Source organism: Bradyrhizobium sp. USDA3516 (genome assembly GCF_057651995.1).
In genome coordinates, this window is the sequence record NZ_JBYGYN010000001.1 from 38,247 (window position 1) to 54,107 (window position 15,861).

General features: G+C 61.8%; 29 protein-coding genes and 1 tRNA gene. 16 read left to right on the top strand and 14 right to left on the bottom strand.

The genetic code is table 11. The annotated features are described in order from the left end of the window. Window positions 1–2 precede the first annotated feature (2 nt). From AC24YW_RS00240 to AC24YW_RS00265, 6 genes are read left to right on the top strand one after another with little or no spacing between them, the layout of a single operon-like run. A complete protein-coding gene (locus tag AC24YW_RS00240) occupies window positions 3–455 on the top strand; it encodes an HNH endonuclease (protein ID WP_487480820.1) in 453 nt (150 codons plus the stop codon). Beyond that, a complete protein-coding gene (locus AC24YW_RS00245) occupies window positions 455–829 on the top strand; it encodes a P27 family phage terminase small subunit (protein WP_487480821.1) in 375 nt (124 codons plus the stop codon). The genes AC24YW_RS00240 and AC24YW_RS00245 overlap by 1 nt, the downstream gene beginning before the upstream one ends. Then, a complete protein-coding gene (locus tag AC24YW_RS00250) occupies window positions 795–2,438 on the top strand; it encodes a terminase large subunit (protein ID WP_487480822.1) in 1,644 nt (547 codons plus the stop codon). Before AC24YW_RS00245 ends, AC24YW_RS00250 begins: the two co-directional genes overlap by 35 nt. Further along, window positions 2,435–2,836, top strand: a complete 402-nt coding sequence (locus tag AC24YW_RS00255; RefSeq protein WP_487480823.1) for an HK97-gp10 family putative phage morphogenesis protein — start codon at window positions 2,435–2,437, stop codon at window positions 2,834–2,836. Before AC24YW_RS00250 ends, AC24YW_RS00255 begins: the two co-directional genes overlap by 4 nt. Beyond that, window positions 2,829–3,155 carry a gene transfer agent family protein gene (locus AC24YW_RS00260; RefSeq protein ID WP_487480824.1) on the top strand — a complete coding sequence of 109 codons (327 nt, stop codon included), beginning with the start codon at window positions 2,829–2,831 and terminating at the stop codon, window positions 3,153–3,155. The genes AC24YW_RS00255 and AC24YW_RS00260 overlap by 8 nt, the downstream gene beginning before the upstream one ends. Beyond that, window positions 3,152–5,368 carry a phage tail tape measure protein gene (locus AC24YW_RS00265; protein WP_487480825.1) on the top strand — a complete coding sequence of 739 codons (2,217 nt, stop codon included), beginning with the start codon at window positions 3,152–3,154 and terminating at the stop codon, window positions 5,366–5,368. Before AC24YW_RS00260 ends, AC24YW_RS00265 begins: the two co-directional genes overlap by 4 nt. A gap of 14 nt (window positions 5,369–5,382) precedes the next feature. Here the strand turns inward: AC24YW_RS00265 and AC24YW_RS00270 are convergent, their stop codons facing one another. Continuing rightward, a complete protein-coding gene (locus AC24YW_RS00270) occupies window positions 5,383–5,583 on the bottom strand; it encodes a hypothetical protein (protein ID WP_487480826.1) in 201 nt (66 codons plus the stop codon). Between the two features lie 306 nt (window positions 5,584–5,889). On the opposite strand from AC24YW_RS00270, the gene AC24YW_RS00275 reads away from it, so the two are divergent. Beyond that, on the top strand, window positions 5,890–6,669 hold the full coding sequence (locus AC24YW_RS00275) for a hypothetical protein (RefSeq protein ID WP_487480827.1): 780 nt from the start codon (window positions 5,890–5,892) through the stop codon (window positions 6,667–6,669). Between the two features lie 76 nt (window positions 6,670–6,745). On the opposite strand, the gene AC24YW_RS00280 is transcribed toward AC24YW_RS00275, so the two are convergent. The 4 genes from AC24YW_RS00280 to AC24YW_RS00295 all read right to left on the bottom strand — a co-directional run bounded on the left by AC24YW_RS00280 (window position 6,746) and on the right by AC24YW_RS00295 (window position 9,139). Beyond that, window positions 6,746–6,822, bottom strand: a tRNA-Pro gene (locus tag AC24YW_RS00280). Window positions 6,823–6,914: 92 nt separating this feature from the next. Next, window positions 6,915–7,400 carry a DUF192 domain-containing protein gene (locus tag AC24YW_RS00285; RefSeq protein ID WP_487480828.1) on the bottom strand — a complete coding sequence of 162 codons (486 nt, stop codon included), beginning with the start codon at window positions 7,398–7,400 and terminating at the stop codon, window positions 6,915–6,917. Window positions 7,401–7,516: 116 nt separating this feature from the next. Further along, window positions 7,517–8,179: a cold-shock protein gene (locus AC24YW_RS00290; protein ID WP_487480829.1), complete on the bottom strand. Its 663-nt coding sequence runs from the start codon at window positions 8,177–8,179 to the stop codon at window positions 7,517–7,519. 198 nt (window positions 8,180–8,377) lie between these two features. Beyond that, window positions 8,378–9,139 carry an SIR2 family NAD-dependent protein deacylase gene (locus tag AC24YW_RS00295; protein ID WP_487480830.1) on the bottom strand — a complete coding sequence of 254 codons (762 nt, stop codon included), beginning with the start codon at window positions 9,137–9,139 and terminating at the stop codon, window positions 8,378–8,380. A 253-nt stretch (window positions 9,140–9,392) separates the two neighbouring features. Here AC24YW_RS00295 and AC24YW_RS00300 point away from each other — a divergent pair, with 253 nt between their 5' ends. Continuing rightward, the gene (locus AC24YW_RS00300) at window positions 9,393–9,557 is read left to right on the top strand and encodes a hypothetical protein (protein WP_008558907.1); all 165 of its coding nucleotides are present in this window, start codon (window positions 9,393–9,395) and stop codon (window positions 9,555–9,557) included. 97 nt (window positions 9,558–9,654) lie between these two features. Here the strand turns inward: AC24YW_RS00300 and AC24YW_RS00305 are convergent, their stop codons facing one another. Then, window positions 9,655–9,939 carry a hypothetical protein gene (locus tag AC24YW_RS00305; protein ID WP_487480831.1) on the bottom strand — a complete coding sequence of 95 codons (285 nt, stop codon included), beginning with the start codon at window positions 9,937–9,939 and terminating at the stop codon, window positions 9,655–9,657. 267 nt (window positions 9,940–10,206) lie between these two features. Between AC24YW_RS00305 and AC24YW_RS00310 the strand changes: the two genes are divergently transcribed. Then, window positions 10,207–10,449: a hypothetical protein gene (locus AC24YW_RS00310; protein ID WP_487480832.1), complete on the top strand. Its 243-nt coding sequence runs from the start codon at window positions 10,207–10,209 to the stop codon at window positions 10,447–10,449. A 76-nt stretch (window positions 10,450–10,525) separates the two neighbouring features. After that, window positions 10,526–10,651 carry a hypothetical protein gene (locus AC24YW_RS00315; RefSeq protein WP_487480833.1) on the top strand — a complete coding sequence of 42 codons (126 nt, stop codon included), beginning with the start codon at window positions 10,526–10,528 and terminating at the stop codon, window positions 10,649–10,651. A gap of 15 nt (window positions 10,652–10,666) precedes the next feature. On the opposite strand, the gene AC24YW_RS00320 is transcribed toward AC24YW_RS00315, so the two are convergent. Both AC24YW_RS00320 and AC24YW_RS00325 read right to left on the bottom strand, forming a co-directional pair. Beyond that, window positions 10,667–10,864 carry a hypothetical protein gene (locus AC24YW_RS00320; protein ID WP_487481824.1) on the bottom strand — a complete coding sequence of 66 codons (198 nt, stop codon included), beginning with the start codon at window positions 10,862–10,864 and terminating at the stop codon, window positions 10,667–10,669. Window positions 10,865–11,293: 429 nt separating this feature from the next. Then, window positions 11,294–11,428 (bottom strand): hypothetical protein, encoded by a 135-nt coding sequence (locus AC24YW_RS00325; protein ID WP_487480834.1) that lies wholly within the window; start codon window positions 11,426–11,428, stop codon window positions 11,294–11,296. 92 nt (window positions 11,429–11,520) lie between these two features. On the opposite strand from AC24YW_RS00325, the gene AC24YW_RS00330 reads away from it, so the two are divergent. Beyond that, on the top strand, window positions 11,521–11,742 hold the full coding sequence (locus tag AC24YW_RS00330; RefSeq protein ID WP_487480835.1) for a hypothetical protein: 222 nt from the start codon (window positions 11,521–11,523) through the stop codon (window positions 11,740–11,742). A gap of 16 nt (window positions 11,743–11,758) precedes the next feature. Here the strand turns inward: AC24YW_RS00330 and AC24YW_RS00335 are convergent, their stop codons facing one another. Next, window positions 11,759–12,055 carry an HU family DNA-binding protein gene (locus tag AC24YW_RS00335; RefSeq protein ID WP_008558895.1) on the bottom strand — a complete coding sequence of 99 codons (297 nt, stop codon included), beginning with the start codon at window positions 12,053–12,055 and terminating at the stop codon, window positions 11,759–11,761. A 272-nt stretch (window positions 12,056–12,327) separates the two neighbouring features. Between AC24YW_RS00335 and AC24YW_RS00340 the strand changes: the two genes are divergently transcribed. Both AC24YW_RS00340 and AC24YW_RS00345 read left to right on the top strand, forming a co-directional pair. Next, a complete protein-coding gene (locus AC24YW_RS00340) occupies window positions 12,328–12,819 on the top strand; it encodes a hypothetical protein (protein WP_487480836.1) in 492 nt (163 codons plus the stop codon). A 130-nt stretch (window positions 12,820–12,949) separates the two neighbouring features. After that, window positions 12,950–13,252 (top strand): hypothetical protein, encoded by a 303-nt coding sequence (locus AC24YW_RS00345; RefSeq protein WP_487480837.1) that lies wholly within the window; start codon window positions 12,950–12,952, stop codon window positions 13,250–13,252. Between the two features lie 32 nt (window positions 13,253–13,284). Here AC24YW_RS00345 and AC24YW_RS00350 read toward each other — a convergent pair whose 3' ends face one another. Further along, entirely contained in the window at window positions 13,285–13,491 is a 207-nt protein-coding gene (locus AC24YW_RS00350) for a hypothetical protein (protein WP_036022978.1), read from the bottom strand. Between the two features lie 427 nt (window positions 13,492–13,918). On the opposite strand from AC24YW_RS00350, the gene AC24YW_RS00355 reads away from it, so the two are divergent. Continuing rightward, window positions 13,919–14,158, top strand: a complete 240-nt coding sequence (locus AC24YW_RS00355; protein WP_487480838.1) for a hypothetical protein — start codon at window positions 13,919–13,921, stop codon at window positions 14,156–14,158. Between the two features lie 41 nt (window positions 14,159–14,199). Here AC24YW_RS00355 and AC24YW_RS00360 read toward each other — a convergent pair whose 3' ends face one another. Together AC24YW_RS00360 and AC24YW_RS00365 are read right to left on the bottom strand one after the other, a co-directional pair. Next, complete coding sequence (locus AC24YW_RS00360) at window positions 14,200–14,424, bottom strand: hypothetical protein (RefSeq protein WP_085974320.1); 225 nt, start codon at window positions 14,422–14,424, stop codon at window positions 14,200–14,202. Beyond that, window positions 14,421–14,654, bottom strand: a complete 234-nt coding sequence (locus tag AC24YW_RS00365) for a hypothetical protein (RefSeq protein WP_487480839.1) — start codon at window positions 14,652–14,654, stop codon at window positions 14,421–14,423. The genes AC24YW_RS00360 and AC24YW_RS00365 overlap by 4 nt, the downstream gene beginning before the upstream one ends. A gap of 98 nt (window positions 14,655–14,752) precedes the next feature. Here AC24YW_RS00365 and AC24YW_RS00370 point away from each other — a divergent pair, with 98 nt between their 5' ends. Continuing rightward, window positions 14,753–14,944, top strand: coding sequence for a DUF3072 domain-containing protein (locus AC24YW_RS00370; protein WP_487480840.1), 192 nt, complete (start codon window positions 14,753–14,755; stop codon window positions 14,942–14,944). A gap of 57 nt (window positions 14,945–15,001) precedes the next feature. Continuing rightward, complete coding sequence (locus tag AC24YW_RS00375) at window positions 15,002–15,154, top strand: hypothetical protein (protein WP_157783960.1); 153 nt, start codon at window positions 15,002–15,004, stop codon at window positions 15,152–15,154. A gap of 4 nt (window positions 15,155–15,158) precedes the next feature. Here AC24YW_RS00375 and AC24YW_RS00380 read toward each other — a convergent pair whose 3' ends face one another. Next, a complete protein-coding gene (locus AC24YW_RS00380) occupies window positions 15,159–15,422 on the bottom strand; it encodes a hypothetical protein (RefSeq protein ID WP_487480841.1) in 264 nt (87 codons plus the stop codon). Further along, window positions 15,422–15,622, bottom strand: coding sequence for a hypothetical protein (locus AC24YW_RS00385; RefSeq protein WP_487480842.1), 201 nt, complete (start codon window positions 15,620–15,622; stop codon window positions 15,422–15,424). Before AC24YW_RS00385 ends, AC24YW_RS00380 begins: the two co-directional genes overlap by 1 nt. Window positions 15,623–15,861 lie beyond the last annotated feature (239 nt).

The window sequence follows — 15,861 nt, forward strand, 5'->3', positions numbered from 1 at the left end:
GCGTGATCACTGCCAATCGCCTCCGCGAAGTGCTGACCTATGACCCAGCCACCGGCACCTTCACCCGGAATGGCCGCGCCGTCGGCTGCGCCGATCGGCAAGGCTTGACCCGTATCACGGTCGATTATCGCTGCTACCTCGCGAGCCGCCTTGCCTGGCTCTACATGACCGGCAATTGGCCGCCCCGCAAGGTGAGCTACCGCGACCACGACCCAACGAATCTTCGTTGGGAAAATCTCCGCTCGGCGTCACCCAAGCAGGTTTCGCACGGCATCAAGGCCCGCAACAAGCTTGGGATTAAAGGCGTCCGCGAGACCCCGAACGGCAATTATCGGGCATCGATTTACGTGAACGATCGCGCGCTCAGTCTCGGCACCTTCACCACCAAAGAGGCGGCGGCGGAAGCCTATGCGACCGCCGCGCGCCAGCACTTCGGCGAGTTTGCGAGGCCCTGATGCGCGGTCGGAAACCAGAACTTTCGGCCGACGCTTCCGCGCTCGACGCCACGACCCGGCCGCCGTCCTGGCTGAGCAAGCACGCCAAGGCCGAATGGCGCCGCGTCATGCCGGAACTCGCCAAGCGCCGCATTCTGACCGTTGCCGACCTGGGTTCATTGGAAAGCTATTGCGTCGCCATGGGCAGGGTTCGCCAGTTGGAAGCGCTCTTGCGTGCCGAGATCGACCTGAAGCTCCTCCGCGCACAGGACAAGAGCATGGTCACCGCGCGTCAGCTCGCGGCTGAACTCGGTTTGACCCCCGTCTCCCGCTCGCGACCGGCAGTCCGCGAAAACGACAATGAAGGCGACGATGACAACCCGCTCGCCCTCTAGGGACACCTTCCCTCATTGGCTCTACGACAACTCGCCCATCCCCGATCCGCTCGGCTATGGGGAGCGCGCCGTCGCGTTCCTCCGTCGCCTTAAGCACCCAAAATCCACCCTGCCCCGCAAGCAATTCCAGCTTGATCCGTGGCAAGAGCGGATTGTTCGCGCCATCTATGGGCCGCGCGACGATCACGGCAACCGTATCGTCTCCGTCGTCGTGATCTTGGTCCCGCGCGGCAACCGAAAAACCAGCCTGTCGGCCGCGCTTGCCCTGCTACATACGATCGGTCCGGAGCGCGTCTCCGGCGGCGAGGTGATCTTTGCCGCCAGCGACCGCAGCCAAGCCGGTATCGCGTTCAAGGAAGCTCGCGGCATCGTCCAAGCGGACGCTAAGCACCTAGTCCCGGTGACGAAGGTCTATGACGCCTTCAATAGCGCCAAAAAGATCGCCTACCCGCGCGACGGGACCGAGCTTGAAGTCATTTCGTCCGATGCACCCAGCAAGGAAGGCCGCACGCCCGCATTCGTGCTCGCAGACGAAATCCACGTGTGGCGCGGCGATGGCCTTTGGAAGGTGCTGACCAACGGCCTCGATAAGACGGACAACAGCTTGCTTGTCGTCGCCACGACCGCCGGTCGCGGACAGGATAGCATCGCCTGGGAAGTAATTGAGCGCGCCCGCAAGATCGCGCGCGGCGAGATCGACGACCCGACTTGCCTCCCGGTGCTATTCGAGGCTCCGGCCGATTGCGACTATGCCGACGAAGAACTTTGGAAGCGGATCAACCCGGGCAGCGCCCACGGTTATCCGTCCATCAAGGGCTATCGGCAGCACGTCAACCGAGCGAAAGACAGCCCCACCGAGCGCGACAGCTTGCGCCAATATAAGCTGAACGTCTGGCTGGACAATTCGACCTCGCCCTTTGTCGATATGGCGACCTACGATCTTGGCGCGGCTCCGATCGACCATGAGGCCTTGCGCGGCGCGCCGTGCTGGGTTGGCGTCGATATGTCCAAGACCACCGATCTCTCATCGGTCGTCGCGTGCTTCCGGGACGGCGAGACCTACACGGTTCTGCCGCATTTCTTTTGCCCGGAGGAAGACATTCGCAAGCGCGGCGATCAGGACGGCGTCAACTACGCCTCTTGGGCAAAAGACGGCTTCATCACCGCTACGCCTGGCAACGTGATCGATAACGCAGCGGTCGCGGATTATATCCGCAGTCTCGCGGACCGCTTTCAGGTGCAAGAGATCGGCTTTGACGTGGCTTATGCCCAAGCCGTCATGGCGCCGCTGATCGAGGACGGCTTTCCGGTCGTCACCATCCGTCAAGGCTGGGTGACGCAATCGCCTGCGCTCAACACCCTTGAGGCCGCGATCATCAGCGGCAACTTCCGGCACGGCGGGCATCCGGTGTTGCGCTGGAACTTCTCCAACGTTGCCATCCACCAAGACGCAAACGACAACCGCATCATTCACAAGAGCAAGTCGACCGATCGCATTGACGGTGCGGCGGCAACCTGGATGGCCGTATCCCGCGCCGCTGCTGGGGACAGTGGCCGTTCCTTCCTCGATAACCCGGCGATCACCGCCGAAATGTTGGTGCTCGAATGAGCGACGATCTTGAAGCCTTCCTAGAAGCCCTGCCCGACAAGCTCACAGAGCAATTGTCGGCAGCTGTCCGCGAACAGGCTGAGCGACTTTCCCAGGCCCAGCGCGAAGCATTGCAGGCCCTTGAGCAATCCCCCGACGAAACGGGGCACCTTGAGGAGTCGTGCGTTGTGGTGCCCGGCTCCAATGACCTCGAATTCATCGTTCAGGCGGGCGGCGAGCTGACCACCAAGGAAGTCCGCGAGGGCAGTGGCCAGCCCTATGACTACGCTTTGGGTTTCGAATTCGGGACAAGCCGCCAAGCCGCCCACCCCTTCTTTTTCAACACTTACGAAGCCATGCGCGACGACATGCAAAAGGCGATCGACGACGGAGTTAGCGAGGTTCTGAACAATGATTGACGACAAGTGCGCCCGTGAAATCACCTGGGCCGGTGGCACCCACACATTCACGTTGTCCGATCGCTGGGTGCAGCGCGTGATCTCATGGCGCGGCATCAACGGATATTCGCCCTCCGCATCCCTCGCCCGTTTCGAGACCGGCAGCTACACCGCCGACGACGTTGAGCGAGTGATTGAGCTTGGCTTGCTGGGCGGCGGCGTCCCGGAAAGGGAGGTTGATGCGCTCCTCGACACCCACGTTCGCGGGAAGCCGCTCAATCCCAATGTACTGCTTGCAAATGCGGTCTTGGCCGCCCTGTTCTCCGGAGACGCCCAGTGACCACGCCTGCCCTGAATATCCCCATCAGCGTCAACCTTGATCAATTGAAGGAAGGGCTGAAACAGACCAGCTCGCTCACCCAGAGCGCGACGCGCAACATCGCGAAGCAATTCCTCGACATGAACGAAGCGATCGGCGCATCCATGGTTGGCAGCGCCGCCCGGATGGCCCTTGGGGTTGCCGGTCGGGTCGCGCTGGTCGTCGGATCTTTCAAGCTCATGTCGGCGGCGATCGAAGGCGCGCGCGACCAGCTTAAAACCATGGTCGATCTTGCCGATAAGTCCCAAAACGTCGGCGTTGCGCCCGCATTCTTTCAAGCATTCACAGCGGAGGCCCTGAAGCTCAAGCTTGGGGCTGGCGAGCTAGAGGCCGCCCTTGATCATGCCTTCAACGCGACCAAGGAACGCTCGCCTATCGACGTGTCGGAATGGACCGTTGGCGAAGACAAGATCAGCGACGTTGAGAAGGCGTTGCGGGTCTATAACGAGACGCTGGCGAAGACGGCGGGCCAACGCCTTGAAGGGTTGGTCCTGTTCCGGGACGCCAAGACCCAGGAAGATCGAATTCAGGCTGTTCTCAAGGCCATGATCCAGTTGCAGAGCATCGGCCAGAACGCCGCCGCCTATGACTTGGGTGAGAAGATGTTCGGCAGTCAGCTCATTGACCGCATGCGGCAAGGCAAAACATCCGCCGACAGCATGCTTGCGACCATCAAAGAGGCCGCCGCGAATTCGGATGGCATTTTCAGCAACGCCTTGGTTCAGCGCGCCAAAGAGATGGACCTGCAATTGGACTTGGCGCATCAGAAGCTGTCTCAAGCGCTCAAGCCTAGCTGGGACGATCTCGCGTCGATCCTTCTCACGATCAAAGGGCATTGGTCCGACACGGTCGATTTGATTGCCAAGGCGGTCGAATTTACCAACAAGCTGGGCTTGACCTCCGAGACAGCGCGCAAGAGGAGCGAGCTTGCGGCCATCAATGACGCGATCAAGAACGGGACCGCGCTTGGTGGCCTGCCCCAGGTTACGAACATTCCCGGAGTGGCGTCGATCTATGAAGCGATCGGCGCTGAGAAACCCCAGGACGCCTTGCGGCGGCGCCGTGACAAGCTACAGGCTGAGATCGATGCTTCGGAGCGCGGCGTTCCGGAAGGCCCTGAGGCGCCGACATCGCGCGGCACTGGCGCGGCACCGACCAAGATCAGCACCGGCAGCAATGTGGATAAGCTGAATTCGGCCGCTGACGGCATCGACAAGCGCACCGCTGCCCTGAACGCGGAGGCCCGGAGCCTGGACCTGAGCACCGCCGCCCGCGAGAAAAACAAGATCGCGGCTCAGCTACAGGAAGTCGCCATGCAAGCCAATGCTGCGGCTGGCAAGGGCGAAGGCGTCGTTACCGACGAACAGCGCAGGCGGATTGAGGAAGTCACTGAGGCCTACAGCAAAGCGACCCAGGCCGTAGAAAAGGCCAGCGTAGCCTTGTCGATCAAACGGGGCAGTCAGACCGCCCTGCTCGACTCGGAAGACGTTCAGATCGCCGAACAGCTTAGGGGCCTCTATCCGGACGTTGCCACCGCCCTCAACAGCGTTGAAGCGCAAGCGATGCGGACCAATGAGGCTATGCGGTCGATCGGCAACACCATGTCGAGCAGTCTCACCACCGGCCTTGCCGACATTCTGGACGGCACCAAGAGCGTAAGCGATGGCTTCGCGTCTATGGCTAAGAACATCGTCCGGGCGATCGAAGAGGCCGCAATCAAGATGCTGATCGTTCAGCCGCTGATGCGTGGGCTATCCGGCGGCCTTGGCTTCGCGGACGGCGGTGTCATTCCAAAGTTCGCCGATGGGGGCGCTGTGACCGGCCCTGGCGGTCCAAGGGATGACCGGGTTGTGGCCCGCCTCAGCCCCGGTGAATTCGTCGTCAACGCGGCCTCGACCGCGAAGCACCGGGCGCTTTTGGAGCAGATCAACCGGGCGCCCCGGTTCGCGGACGGCGGCATGGTTGGCGGTGGCGCGGCGCCCATGTTCGGCGGGCAAGGCGGCAACTTCATCATGGGCGACATCCACGTCAACGGCGGCGCCTCCAATGGATCACCAGCCGATAATCGCGCCCTCGCCCAGCAAATCGCCCAGCAAGTCCAGATCGCCGCAAAGCAGATGATTGGCTCGGAACTGCGGACGCAGATGCGCCCGGGCGGCATGTTGAAGCGCTAAAGATGATCCAAGCTTTACTTCGGCGGCTGTAGGCCGGGAGATTGCAGCCACTCGCTGATGTGCGAGCTGGTTTCTGCTTGGCGGGCCCTGCGTATGGCTTCATCGCGCACCGGTCCATGGGGGAGGAGTTCGACTTCTTCGCGAAGCCGTCTGGCTTCTTCGGCTAGCCGCTCTTCAAGGGAGACAGTTTGTTTGAATCGTCGGCGCTTCTGCATGGCATGCCTCGGGTCCTAACCGCGGGGTTGAACTTCCGATTCTTGATATGCCGGGGATCGACCTTCGGTTCCCTAAGGCCACTGAGGAACCATGACAGAAGCACGGATGGAGAATGGCCAACAGGCCCGCTTTGGTCAGAACCTTCCGCCGAACGCTATATTCCCAATTGAACGCAAAATAAGAGCCTCAGGGACCCGCATCCCTGAGGCTCAACAGAAGGAGTTTCCGACGTGTCAGCGTCAGAACCATACTTGGAGTATAGCAACTATTCGAAGGCTTGTTGGTCTGAGCCCGCTATGGCGGGAATGTCAGACGAACAACTAGACCGTAGTCTTTTCCCCGACAGTTGCCAGCCGGGGCGGGTCGCCGCGTGCGGCGGTGACGTTGCGCCTGATACCATTCTTGAAGACCTAATGGCGGCGCTGGATGCGCTCGACAGCGAAGCACCGCCGCCCGTTTCGGAGGCATCACCGGAAGAGCGCACCGAACCTAAAGCCACGCGCGAACCTAGCCATGATGAAATGGTTCTCGCGGCGAATCACTACGTCATGAGCGAGCGCCTAGGCGAAGCCGCCGACGTTCCGTTGCCCCTCACCAAATTTAAGGCCCTACTGGCGGCGGATGCCGATCGGAAGCTAGAGCAGCGCCTAGCTGCAAAGAAGGCCCATCAGCGAAAGCTTACGGCTGCCCGGGTGCAAAAGCATCGCGCGGCCAAGCGCGTAATTCCGTTGGATCAGGTCCTTACTCAACTGGAAGCCACACCCGATCAGAAGCCCCCGCCCGGGCGGTCGTCGCGCCAATACAAGGCCCGCCTGAACGCGCTGATCGCGGCAACGGCCAACCCGTCCGGCGACAAGTTTTTGATTCGGATTCGAGGCCGCGAGCTTGAGCTGGCGGACGCATGGGTTGTGCAGCAGTGCGCCCGGAAGCGGTTCGGCGCCAAGGCGTCGGACGCCAAAGTTGCTCGGATGCACCCCGACAAATCGATGACAAAACGGCGTGCAGAAAGCCACCGAAATATCATTGCGAAGCTTGAGCAACCGGGGCGACCATGGGCCCAATTTGCTACGTCGGAGACACACTAACGACTGTTACGAGTTGCACCATTTTTGCTTGGTTGCATCCACGTAACTACCTGATTTCATTGAATAACATTGCCAATGGTCGGGGCAGCTGGATTCGAACCAACGACCTGCAGTACCCAAAACTGCCGCGCTACCAGGCTGCGCTATACCCCGAATGTCCGGCGAGCCCCGTCGATACACGCTTCCCGGAGCGCCAGCAAGCTTTCCAAAGCCGCCGGCCTGGGCCGCAATCGCCTCTACCCGCCCTATTTGCCGCCGAACAGGGGGTGACCGACGCGGTCGCCGGGGCGGATGCCGTACTTCTGCGCCGTCCCCGCCACCACCTCCAGCACGGCCCTGGCGGGCCCCCGGGAGGAGATGATCTTCGTCGACAACGGCTCGGTATTCTCCGCAATGCGCAGGATGCGGCCATCGGCGCGGATGAAGATCATGTCGAGCGACACATAAGTGTTCTTCATCCACATCGAGATTTCCTGCTCGGGATTGAAGTCGAACAGCATGCCTTTGCCGTCGGCCAATTCCTTGCGGTACATCAGGCCGGTCTCCTTCTCCTCCGGGGTCGTCGCCATCTCGACCGAGAACACCTGCACACCGTTCTTGGTGACGATCTCGAGCGGCTGGAAGCTGGCGGCGCCGGCCGGCGTGCCGGCGACGGCCCAGCCGGCGATGACGAGGATGGCGGCAAGCCAGCCCTTCAGAGCGGACCAGACGGCCTTTCGATCACAATTCATGGGGGCTCTCGTGGCGTGGGACTTTAAGTCTGTCCTTACGCGGCGACCGCCGGAAAAGGAAGAGGCGCGCCGGACTTGCGGCACGCCTCTGCTCACGATTGAGGGAACTAAGATCCTTAGTGCGACTGCAATCCGGGCGACCCGGTCTCCGGATGGATCTCGGCCGCCATCATGCCCTTGGAGCCGGGCCCGAAGCGGACCAGCACATACTGGCCCGGCCTCAGCTCGGTCATGCCGAAGCGACGCAGCGTCTCCATGTGCACGAAGATATCGGGGGTGCCCTCGCCGCAGGTCAGGAAGCCGAAGCCGCGCAGCCGGTTGAACCATTTGACCTGGGCCCGTTCCAGCCCGCTGGTCGGGGTGACCGTGACATGGGTCCGCGGCGGCAGCATCTGCGCCGGGTGGATCGCGGTCGACTCGTCCATCGAGACGACGCGGAAAGCCTGATAGCCCTTGGCGCGCTGGATGCACTCGACGACGATGCGGGCGCCCTCATAGGCAGTCTGGAAGCCATCGCGCCTAAGCACGGTAACGTGCAGGAGGACGTCCGGCCAGCCGTTATCGGGAACGATGAAACCGTAACCTTTGGAGGCGTCGAACCATTTGATGACGCCGGTGACCTCGACGAGGTTGGCGCTGGCTTCGCCCAATCCGGTGAAGGGATTGAGTGCATTGTCGCGGCCGGCGCTGCCGTGCTCGCCCGGCGTCAAGCGCCCCGGCGAGGTGCCCTGTCCGGGAACTCCAAGCTTCTTGGACTCAAATCCGTCCGACGACCCCATAACCCCGGACCCCACACTGCCATGCAACCCGCCACATTGGCGGCGCTCGAATCACGCGTCTTAAGAGAATGTTCCCGATTCGACGCGACGCGAATCTTTCGACTCAAAAGATAACACTCCCGGTTGCGACGCATAGACAAAAAAGAGATTCGCCGGAACCTATGAACAGCTTGCACAGCCGCGAATCAAATTGATGCCTCAATTGCCGACAAAGGGCCCGAGCGTCTCGCCGATGTCGTGGTGGATGACGAGGTCGGCGATGTCGTCCTGTTCGGTCGGCTCGCGATTGATGATTACGAGACGTGCACCGGCGCGCTTGGCCATCATCGGAAAGCCGGCCGCCGGCCAGACCACCAGCGAGGAACCGATCGCGATGAAGAGATCGCAGGCCTGCGACAGCGCTGTTGCGCGCTGCATCTCCTCGTCCGGCATCATTTGGCCGAAGGAAATCGTGGCGGTCTTCACCGGCGCGTCGCAGGCGGTGCAGTCGGGCGCCGCGCCATCGTCCTCGAAACGGCGCCTCACCCAGTCGAGCGGATAGGCTTGGCCACATCCGATGCAGCGCGCATAAGTGGTATTTCCGTGAAGTTCAATCACATGCTCCGGCGCGAAGCCGGAGGCCTGGTGCAGGTTGTCGATGTTCTGGGTGATGACGGCGGGAACCTTGCCGGCGCGGTAGAGCGATGCCAACGCAAGGTGGCCGCGGCCGGGCCTCGCTGCGGCAAACACCTCCTCCATCGCAAAGCGGCGGCGCCAGGATTCGTCCCGCGCTGACTGGCTCGCGACGAACTCGTCGAACGGGATCGGACGGTTGCGCGTCCAAATTCCGCCCGGCGAGCGGAAGTCGGGAATGCCGCATTCGGTCGAGATGCCGGCGCCGGTGAACGGCACGATGGTCCTGGCTTCGGCGATCATGTCGCCGAGCCGCTCGATACCGCTCTGCAGATCCGATGCGATCAATCGCGCCTCCCGAATAGTCTGGCCTGACGGCAATCTGCGCAAGCGGCAAGATCGTTGACCCTCTTATCAAAGCGCCAACGCGATGCGCTCGGCAATTTCTTCCGACCTTCGCATATCACAATCCTGCAATGCCTCCTCCCCATTGACGCCCCATTCGGAAGTGCCAATGGATGTGTTGACGCGACTCAACGTGATTGCGGCGGCAGTGCTTGAGTTCGGATGTGCACATACTCAGGTGTAGAGGGGATTTGACATGACCGAAGACGAACAACGCAAAGAGCGCGAACGCGAAGAAATCGCCGCCCGTGTCGCCGCCTTCCGTGCCACGCAGGAAAAGTTCAAGCGCGAGCGCGAGGAATACTTCGTGTCGACACTGGAGAATGCCCGCAAGGTCGAGCGGCCCTCGCTCTGGCCCTAGCGTCACCGCGCCGGCGGGCGCGACGACGTGCGCATGAAACAAGACCTGCGAATGAAAAAAGCCCGGAGCAGCGCTCCGGGCTTTTCGCTATCACCGACTACCAATGACGGTAGTGGTGGTGACGGTAATACGGCCCGCCGTAATAGGCGTACGGACCCGGTCCGTAATAGGCGGGACCGTCGTAATAGCGGTAGCGGGGACCGTAGTAGCCATAGGGCTGGGAAGCCGCGACTGCGCCCGCGGTGATCGCGCCGGCGGCGAGGCCGAACGCGAGGCCCGGGCCGATGCCGCCGCGACCGCGCGCCTCGGCCGGCGCGGGCGCCGCGACCGCGGTCACACCGACCGCCGCGATGGTGGCTAGAACTGCCAGTGTCTTTGTCATGCTTGTCCTCCTTCGCGTGTCGGGGAGACAACGGCGAGCGCCTGCGATGGTTGCGCGTGGATGGAACCGCCCGCAGTCAATAAATGTCGATGCAGCGGGGAACGAAACGGCGGGACGGAGGTCAGCCTCTCAAGTGCGGGAGCCTCCGCCATCCGGGTTGAGGCGACAGCACGAAGACCCCGTCAGCATCTCCGCGGTGCTGGCGGGGTTTTCAGTTTGCAGGGAGCAGATGGCAGCAGACCATGACGGTTGCCAGTGGGGACAATCATGGAGGAGAGTTTGCCGTTATCCGCTTTGCTGGCCCGTATCCGCAAGTTGGTTCCCAGATCCGACGATGACCATTACGACGAGATCGTCCGCAGCTTCGGTGTCGGCGCGCTACGCCCGCCGCCGACGCCGATGAGCGACCGCGAGCTGGCGCAGGCCATCGCCGAGTTCCTCAAGGAGCAGCCCTCGAGCGAATCCGTCGCGACCCTCGGCCGCCGGCTCGACCCCTCCACCCCGCTCTGAGTTTGTTTGCGGGAGCATGGAACGAGGAATGCGCGCGGACGTTGAGTCCATCCCCCGCTGAGCGGAGAGAAGAGATATGCCCGCCTGGCTCGAAGTCCTGCTCAATCTGTCCGGCTATGCCGGCTTCGTGGCGCTCGCCTCGCGCGGCGCCGGCTGCTCGCAGGCGCGGGCCGATGACCGCGGCTGCGGCGACGAGCGTTAATTGGCGCGCGCGGTGTTAATTGGCGCGCGCGGCTTGGCCTGCTGTGCGCACCAAACGGTCGGCCTTGACCGCAACGCGTATATCCTCGGCCTGCGGCCGCAGCGAAAAGCTGATCACGACGAACGCAAGACAGAACAGCGTGCCGACGACGGCGACGCGCCGGTAGGTGTGCCGATCGCCTTGAAAAAAGGACGGAGCTGAAAAGGGCGTCATGACAAATCGCTTCTTGGCAAATCGCTTCTTGGAAAGGGCGTTTCTTGCTTGGCTTTGCCGGACACCTACCTCAACGCGCAGCAAGCGCAACGCGATTGGGTTTTTAACCTAAGCGAATAGGGTTATCGGCATCCGCGTAAGCTATCGTTAGCCAGGCCTCACCCGCACCTTCGCGGCGCGAGCGGCGCCACAACGACCGGCTTTGTTCCAGCTTCGACTCCGTTTCGTTCGCAAAGAACGAATCGGAGTCGCAGGAATGTGCGGAGAGCAACTCCTAACGATCCATGAAGTCTGCACGCTCGCGCGTTCGACGCGGCACGCCGCCGCGATGGTGAAACGCTTCGGTGGTGAGACTCTTCTGCGACAAGACGCTTCTGCGACAAGACTCTTCTGCGACGCGCTTGCGCGTTGCCGCCGCGACGACAAAAATCAGGCCGCCCGTTTCGGCTTCTCCTTCGAGAAGCATTCGAGGATCTGGATGCGGAGCTCCTCCGCGGCAGGGCCCTCGACTTTTCTGAGCTGGTTCCAGAGCCTGATCACTTCGCGCTGCTTTTCGACGGTCATGAGTCACCTCCAACGGTCTATCAAGGCGCTCTACTAGAACAAAATGAGAACAAAAAGTCCAGCCCCGCACGTAAATTTTTGGTGGAGCAGCGTTGAACCTTTCCGGCGCGGCAAGCACCCATGAAAGCTGGGGATTTCAGCGCCCAGTTACACGGCAGCGCCGCCTGACGAACATATTCCGTCACGGCGGCGCTGTTGCTTTTTACGATTTCAACTTTAGGTTAAGGCCATGGCTGTCGGCAGGCGCTGAAATCCCAACGCCTTCAGCCAAAAAAGCCTCGCGCGAAAGCGCGAGGCTTTTTCTCGTGCAATGACGATCGTGAGGGAACGTCAGACGGCGTCCTTGGCGACCTTCAGCGGCGAGGCCTTGACCGACTTGCTGGCGGGCTTCGCCGCAAACTGCATCGGCTCCTTGGTGAAGGGATTGATGCCCATGCGCGCTTCGGTCGCCGGCTTGTTCACGACCGACATCTTCACGAAGCCGGGAATGACGAACTCGCCGGACTCGTTGAGCTCCTTGTAGCCGACGGTCGCCATGTACTCGATCACCGACTTGACGTCGTTCTTCGAAAGCTGCGTGCCCTCGGCAATTGCATCGATCAATTGGGTCTTCGTCATCTTCGCCATGGTCTGAATTCCTTTGAATGGGTGCGCGGAGCAATCTGCTGCTGGGGACGCGGCCGGACCCGCGAGTGCGCGCTGCTGATTCATGCCGGATGTCATGAAGCGACCGGGCTTAGACCCTATCGAGGCCGAAAACGCAAGCACGGGGGCCGCGAGGTTCCCCACTTCCTGTGCAAGACGTTGCAGGACCTGCAATTTTAGGGTCTGCAATTTTCTCGAACCTTTCAGAGCACCGCGGCTGTTATAAGCCGGGAAAGGTATCTGATGGGGTTCTGATGAAGGTCGCTATCGTCATCGCAGGTTTGATCGTGGTCGCTGTCGCAGCCCTCGTCGCGATCCAGCCAGGCTTCTTGAAGCCGGCGTCCTTCGCCATCGTGAAAAAGTCCGACATCTTCGGCTTCTCGCCCGGAATGACATTCGACGAGACCAGCAGGCTCGTCGCTCAACGCCACTATCTCTGCCGGCCGAGCCGAGGTCCGTACACGCTCGCCTGCGAGATCAACGGCGCCAAGGTCGCTGTTGACGGCGACGAGACCGACCCCAGGCATCCGATCTGGCGCGTCAATGCGACGCTGAACAATCCGGGATCGCAGGAAGCTGCCGTCAAATCGATCTCCGAGCAGTTCAATGCCTCGGCCATCAAGGACCGGGAAGGCTGGATCTGGATCGTCGGTCGCGGTTTCAGGCTGAGCTATGACGGCGCCAGCCTCACTCTCGTGGACGAGGCCGCCGAGGCCAGGCTTCGCAAGCAGGACGCCAAGCGCTAGATCGGATCGCGCTTTGGCGCGTGGCGTCACCTCGTCGCGAAACTTGTGGCTCGGCGATCCGTTGTTGACGCTTCAGTAACCTAACGCGACCAAGCTTCAGTCAGGTTGGTTGCGTTGGAGTATCCTCAAAGTGCTGGATTTTAACGAGCTGCGTGAACTCGCGGCGGATGTTCGTATCTTTGTCGATGTCGCCGAAGACAAGGCCGAGGCACTCAGGGCCGTGATCGCGGCCTACGACGTGGTGCTGGCGATCTTCCCGGTCGATGACGGCATGGGCCTCCACGTCATCAAGGGCAAGGCGATCCTGGACCAGATCGCGACGTCTCGGACGCATGCGATGTACAGCCACACGGCGATCGCGGTCCCGGATCTCGCCCATGCCGAAGCGCTCAAATTCCTGACGGCGCCGGTCGAACAGCGGATCGCAGCCTAGCCCGGCCGCAAGGGCATGACGTGCGCGCGGGCTCAAGCGGTTCGCCGCTTCCGTCGCAGGCCGATGCGCGTGCCCGGCAGATTGATGCCAAGCTCGATCGCGCGCGACCTGATCGATGCAATCGGGCGCTTCAGCTTCACGATCATCAGCGTCAGGCTCTTGCCGGTTTCACACATGGATCGGAGCAGCCGGTCGTCGTCTTCCGACCAGCGTTCGTGGTTGTAGGTGCGGGCAGCCATGGACGTTTGCCTCTGAGGCCAATGAGGCGGGACCTTAAGCGGGACAATGTCAAAGGACCCAGCTTCGCCTGTTCTGAGCGCGGCGGCTGGGTGTCAGTTGAAGGGCGGCTTGTTACGCTGCCGCCTGACGCAGAGATAGTTTTTGGGCGTCGATTTTCAACCGACTTACGGATTTGTAATTGCCCGGCGCGCGTGCATCCGCTTGCAAGCGGGGCGGCGCACGTTGTTTTGAACTTTCTTGGCCCTCGCGCGTCTTACAGTTGAAGCGTCCCTAAGCTTCACCTCGACAGAGAACCCCGCTCCCGAAAGGGCGGGGTTTTCGCTTTTCGCGCTGCATCAGCTCGTCCGGGATTTCAAGCGCTCTTTGCCGTTGACCCCGCGCCCGTCCGGACGCAATTTTTGCGACGGGCAGGGTTTTTGAGGAGCCGTGATGCCGAAAACCCTTGTGGAATTCAGAGCGCAGAACCTTCGTTTGCTCGAGCGGCTTTGTCCGGACGACCCGCGCTACATCGCGGCCTGGCTCAAGCAGTTCGACGAGCAGAACGGGATCACACCAAAAGCTGGTCCGAAGTCCGGCAAGACCCGTGAGGCTGCCGCGCCGCGAAGCAAGAACGCTTCGCCTGCACGCACGAGGTCAGCGCCCTCCTCCTCGGTTTCACCGCGCTGATCGCAACGATAGCTGCGCACGCCCGGGGTCCGCTTGCACGCTCACGGAATGTCCGCGGCCTTCCGGTTGTCCCCGATCGAAACCGGCTTGTTGAGGAAATACTCGCGGTTGCCGGTCGCGGCTTCCGCGTACTGGTCGATCGCGACGATGATGGCCTGGACGTGGGCATAGCACCACCCTTCCCGCGTCGCTCGGCGGCGAACGTCCTCGAGCGCGGTGAGGAAGGGCGACAGATCTCGCTCGTCGTCGAACCATCGCCTGCTCACCATGTCCTCCCGCCGAGCACCCGGCCCTTGGTCTTTCGCGGCTCTGCCGCCTTCAGCGCGTCGCGTTCCGCGCACAGGCCCTCGACCTTCGCCTCCATCCGCGACAGCAGCGCCTCGGCCGAGGCCGTCCCGATCCCCGCCCGCTGCAGCTGGAGGATCTCCTTCCTCTGCCTGCCCATCTGGATGCGCATCCGTTCGATCTCCCGCCTGAGAAAGTCCAGGTCCGGCATTGTTCCGCCTCACGAATTCTAGAGATGGCCCATGAGAACAAAAACGGAACGAAGAGTCGAGTCCGACGTTCTACGGACAATGGAATAGGAGATGTGCAATGGCCGACAACACCCAAAAGGACCCGAAGGACTGGGTTTCCGGCGACGATCCGATGACCGGAGCCCAGGAATCCTACCTCAAGACCTTGGCCGAGCAGGCTCACCAGGACCTGCCGGCGGACGATCTGACCAAGGCCGAGGCCTCCGAGCTGATCGACAAGATGCGGCAAAAGGCCGGGCTGGAGCAGTGAGCCGTCGATTGCGGGAACCCGGCTCCGTGCGTATGCAAACGAAATTGGGAATCGAGAATGCCTTATTTCGTTTGTGCCCGCGACGGAGCGGGCCAGATCATCTTGAAGCGAGACACCAGGGAAGCGGCGGAGAAGAAAGCCGCCGAGCTCCGCGACATGGGCTATTTCGAAGTCGAGATCGTCGCCAAGGGTGACGAGGAGACCGCGTGAGGGATCATGCGTCCCTCAGCACCTTAATAGCGCTGAGAATGACGAAAGCACCGAGACCATAGGTCAGTGCATTCACGAGCCAGGACATGGCGATGCCGAGCAAGGTCGATCCTCCGACCGCTCCCCGGAAAAAATACGCTGCGCTGATACCCGGCCACTCCAGCCAAAGAAACGCGAAGTCGGTCAGCGGCTCCAGAACGAGGAGCACCGTCGAGATGAGCGTCCCAACGGTCAACGCGATGACGAGGTGCGTCCTCAGCCAGGGCATCAAAGACCCAGCAAGCCAGCGATAACAGGAATGAGGAAAAAGGCGGCGATCCCGAGCAGCCCGCCCACGACAAAGCGTCCCGCGCGGCCGTGAATCTTTGTATCGAGCCACGCACACGTGGCGACCACAGCCTGCCTCAGCCAGTTGCCCACGAGGGTTCTGACGAGATCGAACAGGAGTCCTGCAACGAATGCGGCCATGGCGTTTGGTCGCCGCCAGCTCTGGCGGGGTTCAAGCGCGAAGGCAATGACGAGAGCGGTTGAAAGCCTGCGCCGCTGGACTGCACCTGCCGAATACCACAAGATAGTTTCAGTGTCGGTGCATCAGATTGGCCGGCGGCCAGCGAGTGCACCGCAAGAAAAATTCAGAAAAGTGGCAGGGAGCAACGATGCAGCGAAAAAGAAATGTGGCGCTTGATGATGCGATGGCTGGCCTGGGT

Excerpts from the sequence above, each read along its gene's own strand:
- AC24YW_RS00260 (WP_487480824.1), top strand. The coding sequence starts at position 2,829 with ATGATTGACGACAAGTGCGCCCGTGAAATCACCTGGGCCGGTGGCACC.
- AC24YW_RS00285 (WP_487480828.1), bottom strand. The coding sequence starts at position 7,400 with ATGAATTGTGATCGAAAGGCCGTCTGGTCCGCTCTGAAGGGCTGGCTT.
- AC24YW_RS00300 (WP_008558907.1), top strand. The coding sequence starts at position 9,393 with ATGACCGAAGACGAACAACGCAAAGAGCGCGAACGCGAAGAAATCGCC.
- AC24YW_RS00335 (WP_008558895.1), bottom strand. The coding sequence starts at position 12,055 with ATGGCGAAGATGACGAAGACCCAATTGATCGATGCAATTGCCGAGGGC.
- AC24YW_RS00375 (WP_157783960.1), top strand. The coding sequence starts at position 15,002 with ATGCCTTATTTCGTTTGTGCCCGCGACGGAGCGGGCCAGATCATCTTG.
- AC24YW_RS00245 (WP_487480821.1), top strand. The coding sequence starts at position 455 with ATGCGCGGTCGGAAACCAGAACTTTCGGCCGACGCTTCCGCGCTCGAC.
- AC24YW_RS00315 (WP_487480833.1), top strand. The coding sequence starts at position 10,526 with ATGCCCGCCTGGCTCGAAGTCCTGCTCAATCTGTCCGGCTATGCCGGC.
- AC24YW_RS00320 (WP_487481824.1), bottom strand. The coding sequence starts at position 10,864 with ATGACGCCCTTTTCAGCTCCGTCCTTTTTTCAAGGCGATCGGCACACC.
- AC24YW_RS00290 (WP_487480829.1), bottom strand. The coding sequence starts at position 8,179 with ATGGGGTCGTCGGACGGATTTGAGTCCAAGAAGCTTGGAGTTCCCGGA.
- AC24YW_RS00365 (WP_487480839.1), bottom strand. The coding sequence starts at position 14,654 with ATGCCGGACCTGGACTTTCTCAGGCGGGAGATCGAACGGATGCGCATC.
- AC24YW_RS00385 (WP_487480842.1), bottom strand. The coding sequence starts at position 15,622 with ATGGCCGCATTCGTTGCAGGACTCCTGTTCGATCTCGTCAGAACCCTC.
- AC24YW_RS00255 (WP_487480823.1), top strand. The coding sequence starts at position 2,435 with ATGAGCGACGATCTTGAAGCCTTCCTAGAAGCCCTGCCCGACAAGCTC.
- AC24YW_RS00305 (WP_487480831.1), bottom strand. The coding sequence starts at position 9,939 with ATGACAAAGACACTGGCAGTTCTAGCCACCATCGCGGCGGTCGGTGTG.
- AC24YW_RS00325 (WP_487480834.1), bottom strand. The coding sequence starts at position 11,428 with ATGACCGTCGAAAAGCAGCGCGAAGTGATCAGGCTCTGGAACCAGCTC.
- AC24YW_RS00380 (WP_487480841.1), bottom strand. The coding sequence starts at position 15,422 with ATGCCCTGGCTGAGGACGCACCTCGTCATCGCGTTGACCGTTGGGACG.
- AC24YW_RS00340 (WP_487480836.1), top strand. The coding sequence starts at position 12,328 with ATGAAGGTCGCTATCGTCATCGCAGGTTTGATCGTGGTCGCTGTCGCA.
- AC24YW_RS00270 (WP_487480826.1), bottom strand. The coding sequence starts at position 5,583 with ATGCAGAAGCGCCGACGATTCAAACAAACTGTCTCCCTTGAAGAGCGG.
- AC24YW_RS00370 (WP_487480840.1), top strand. The coding sequence starts at position 14,753 with ATGGCCGACAACACCCAAAAGGACCCGAAGGACTGGGTTTCCGGCGAC.
- AC24YW_RS00310 (WP_487480832.1), top strand. The coding sequence starts at position 10,207 with ATGGAGGAGAGTTTGCCGTTATCCGCTTTGCTGGCCCGTATCCGCAAG.
- AC24YW_RS00250 (WP_487480822.1), top strand. The coding sequence starts at position 795 with ATGAAGGCGACGATGACAACCCGCTCGCCCTCTAGGGACACCTTCCCT.
- AC24YW_RS00350 (WP_036022978.1), bottom strand. The coding sequence starts at position 13,491 with ATGGCTGCCCGCACCTACAACCACGAACGCTGGTCGGAAGACGACGAC.
- AC24YW_RS00275 (WP_487480827.1), top strand. The coding sequence starts at position 5,890 with ATGTCAGACGAACAACTAGACCGTAGTCTTTTCCCCGACAGTTGCCAG.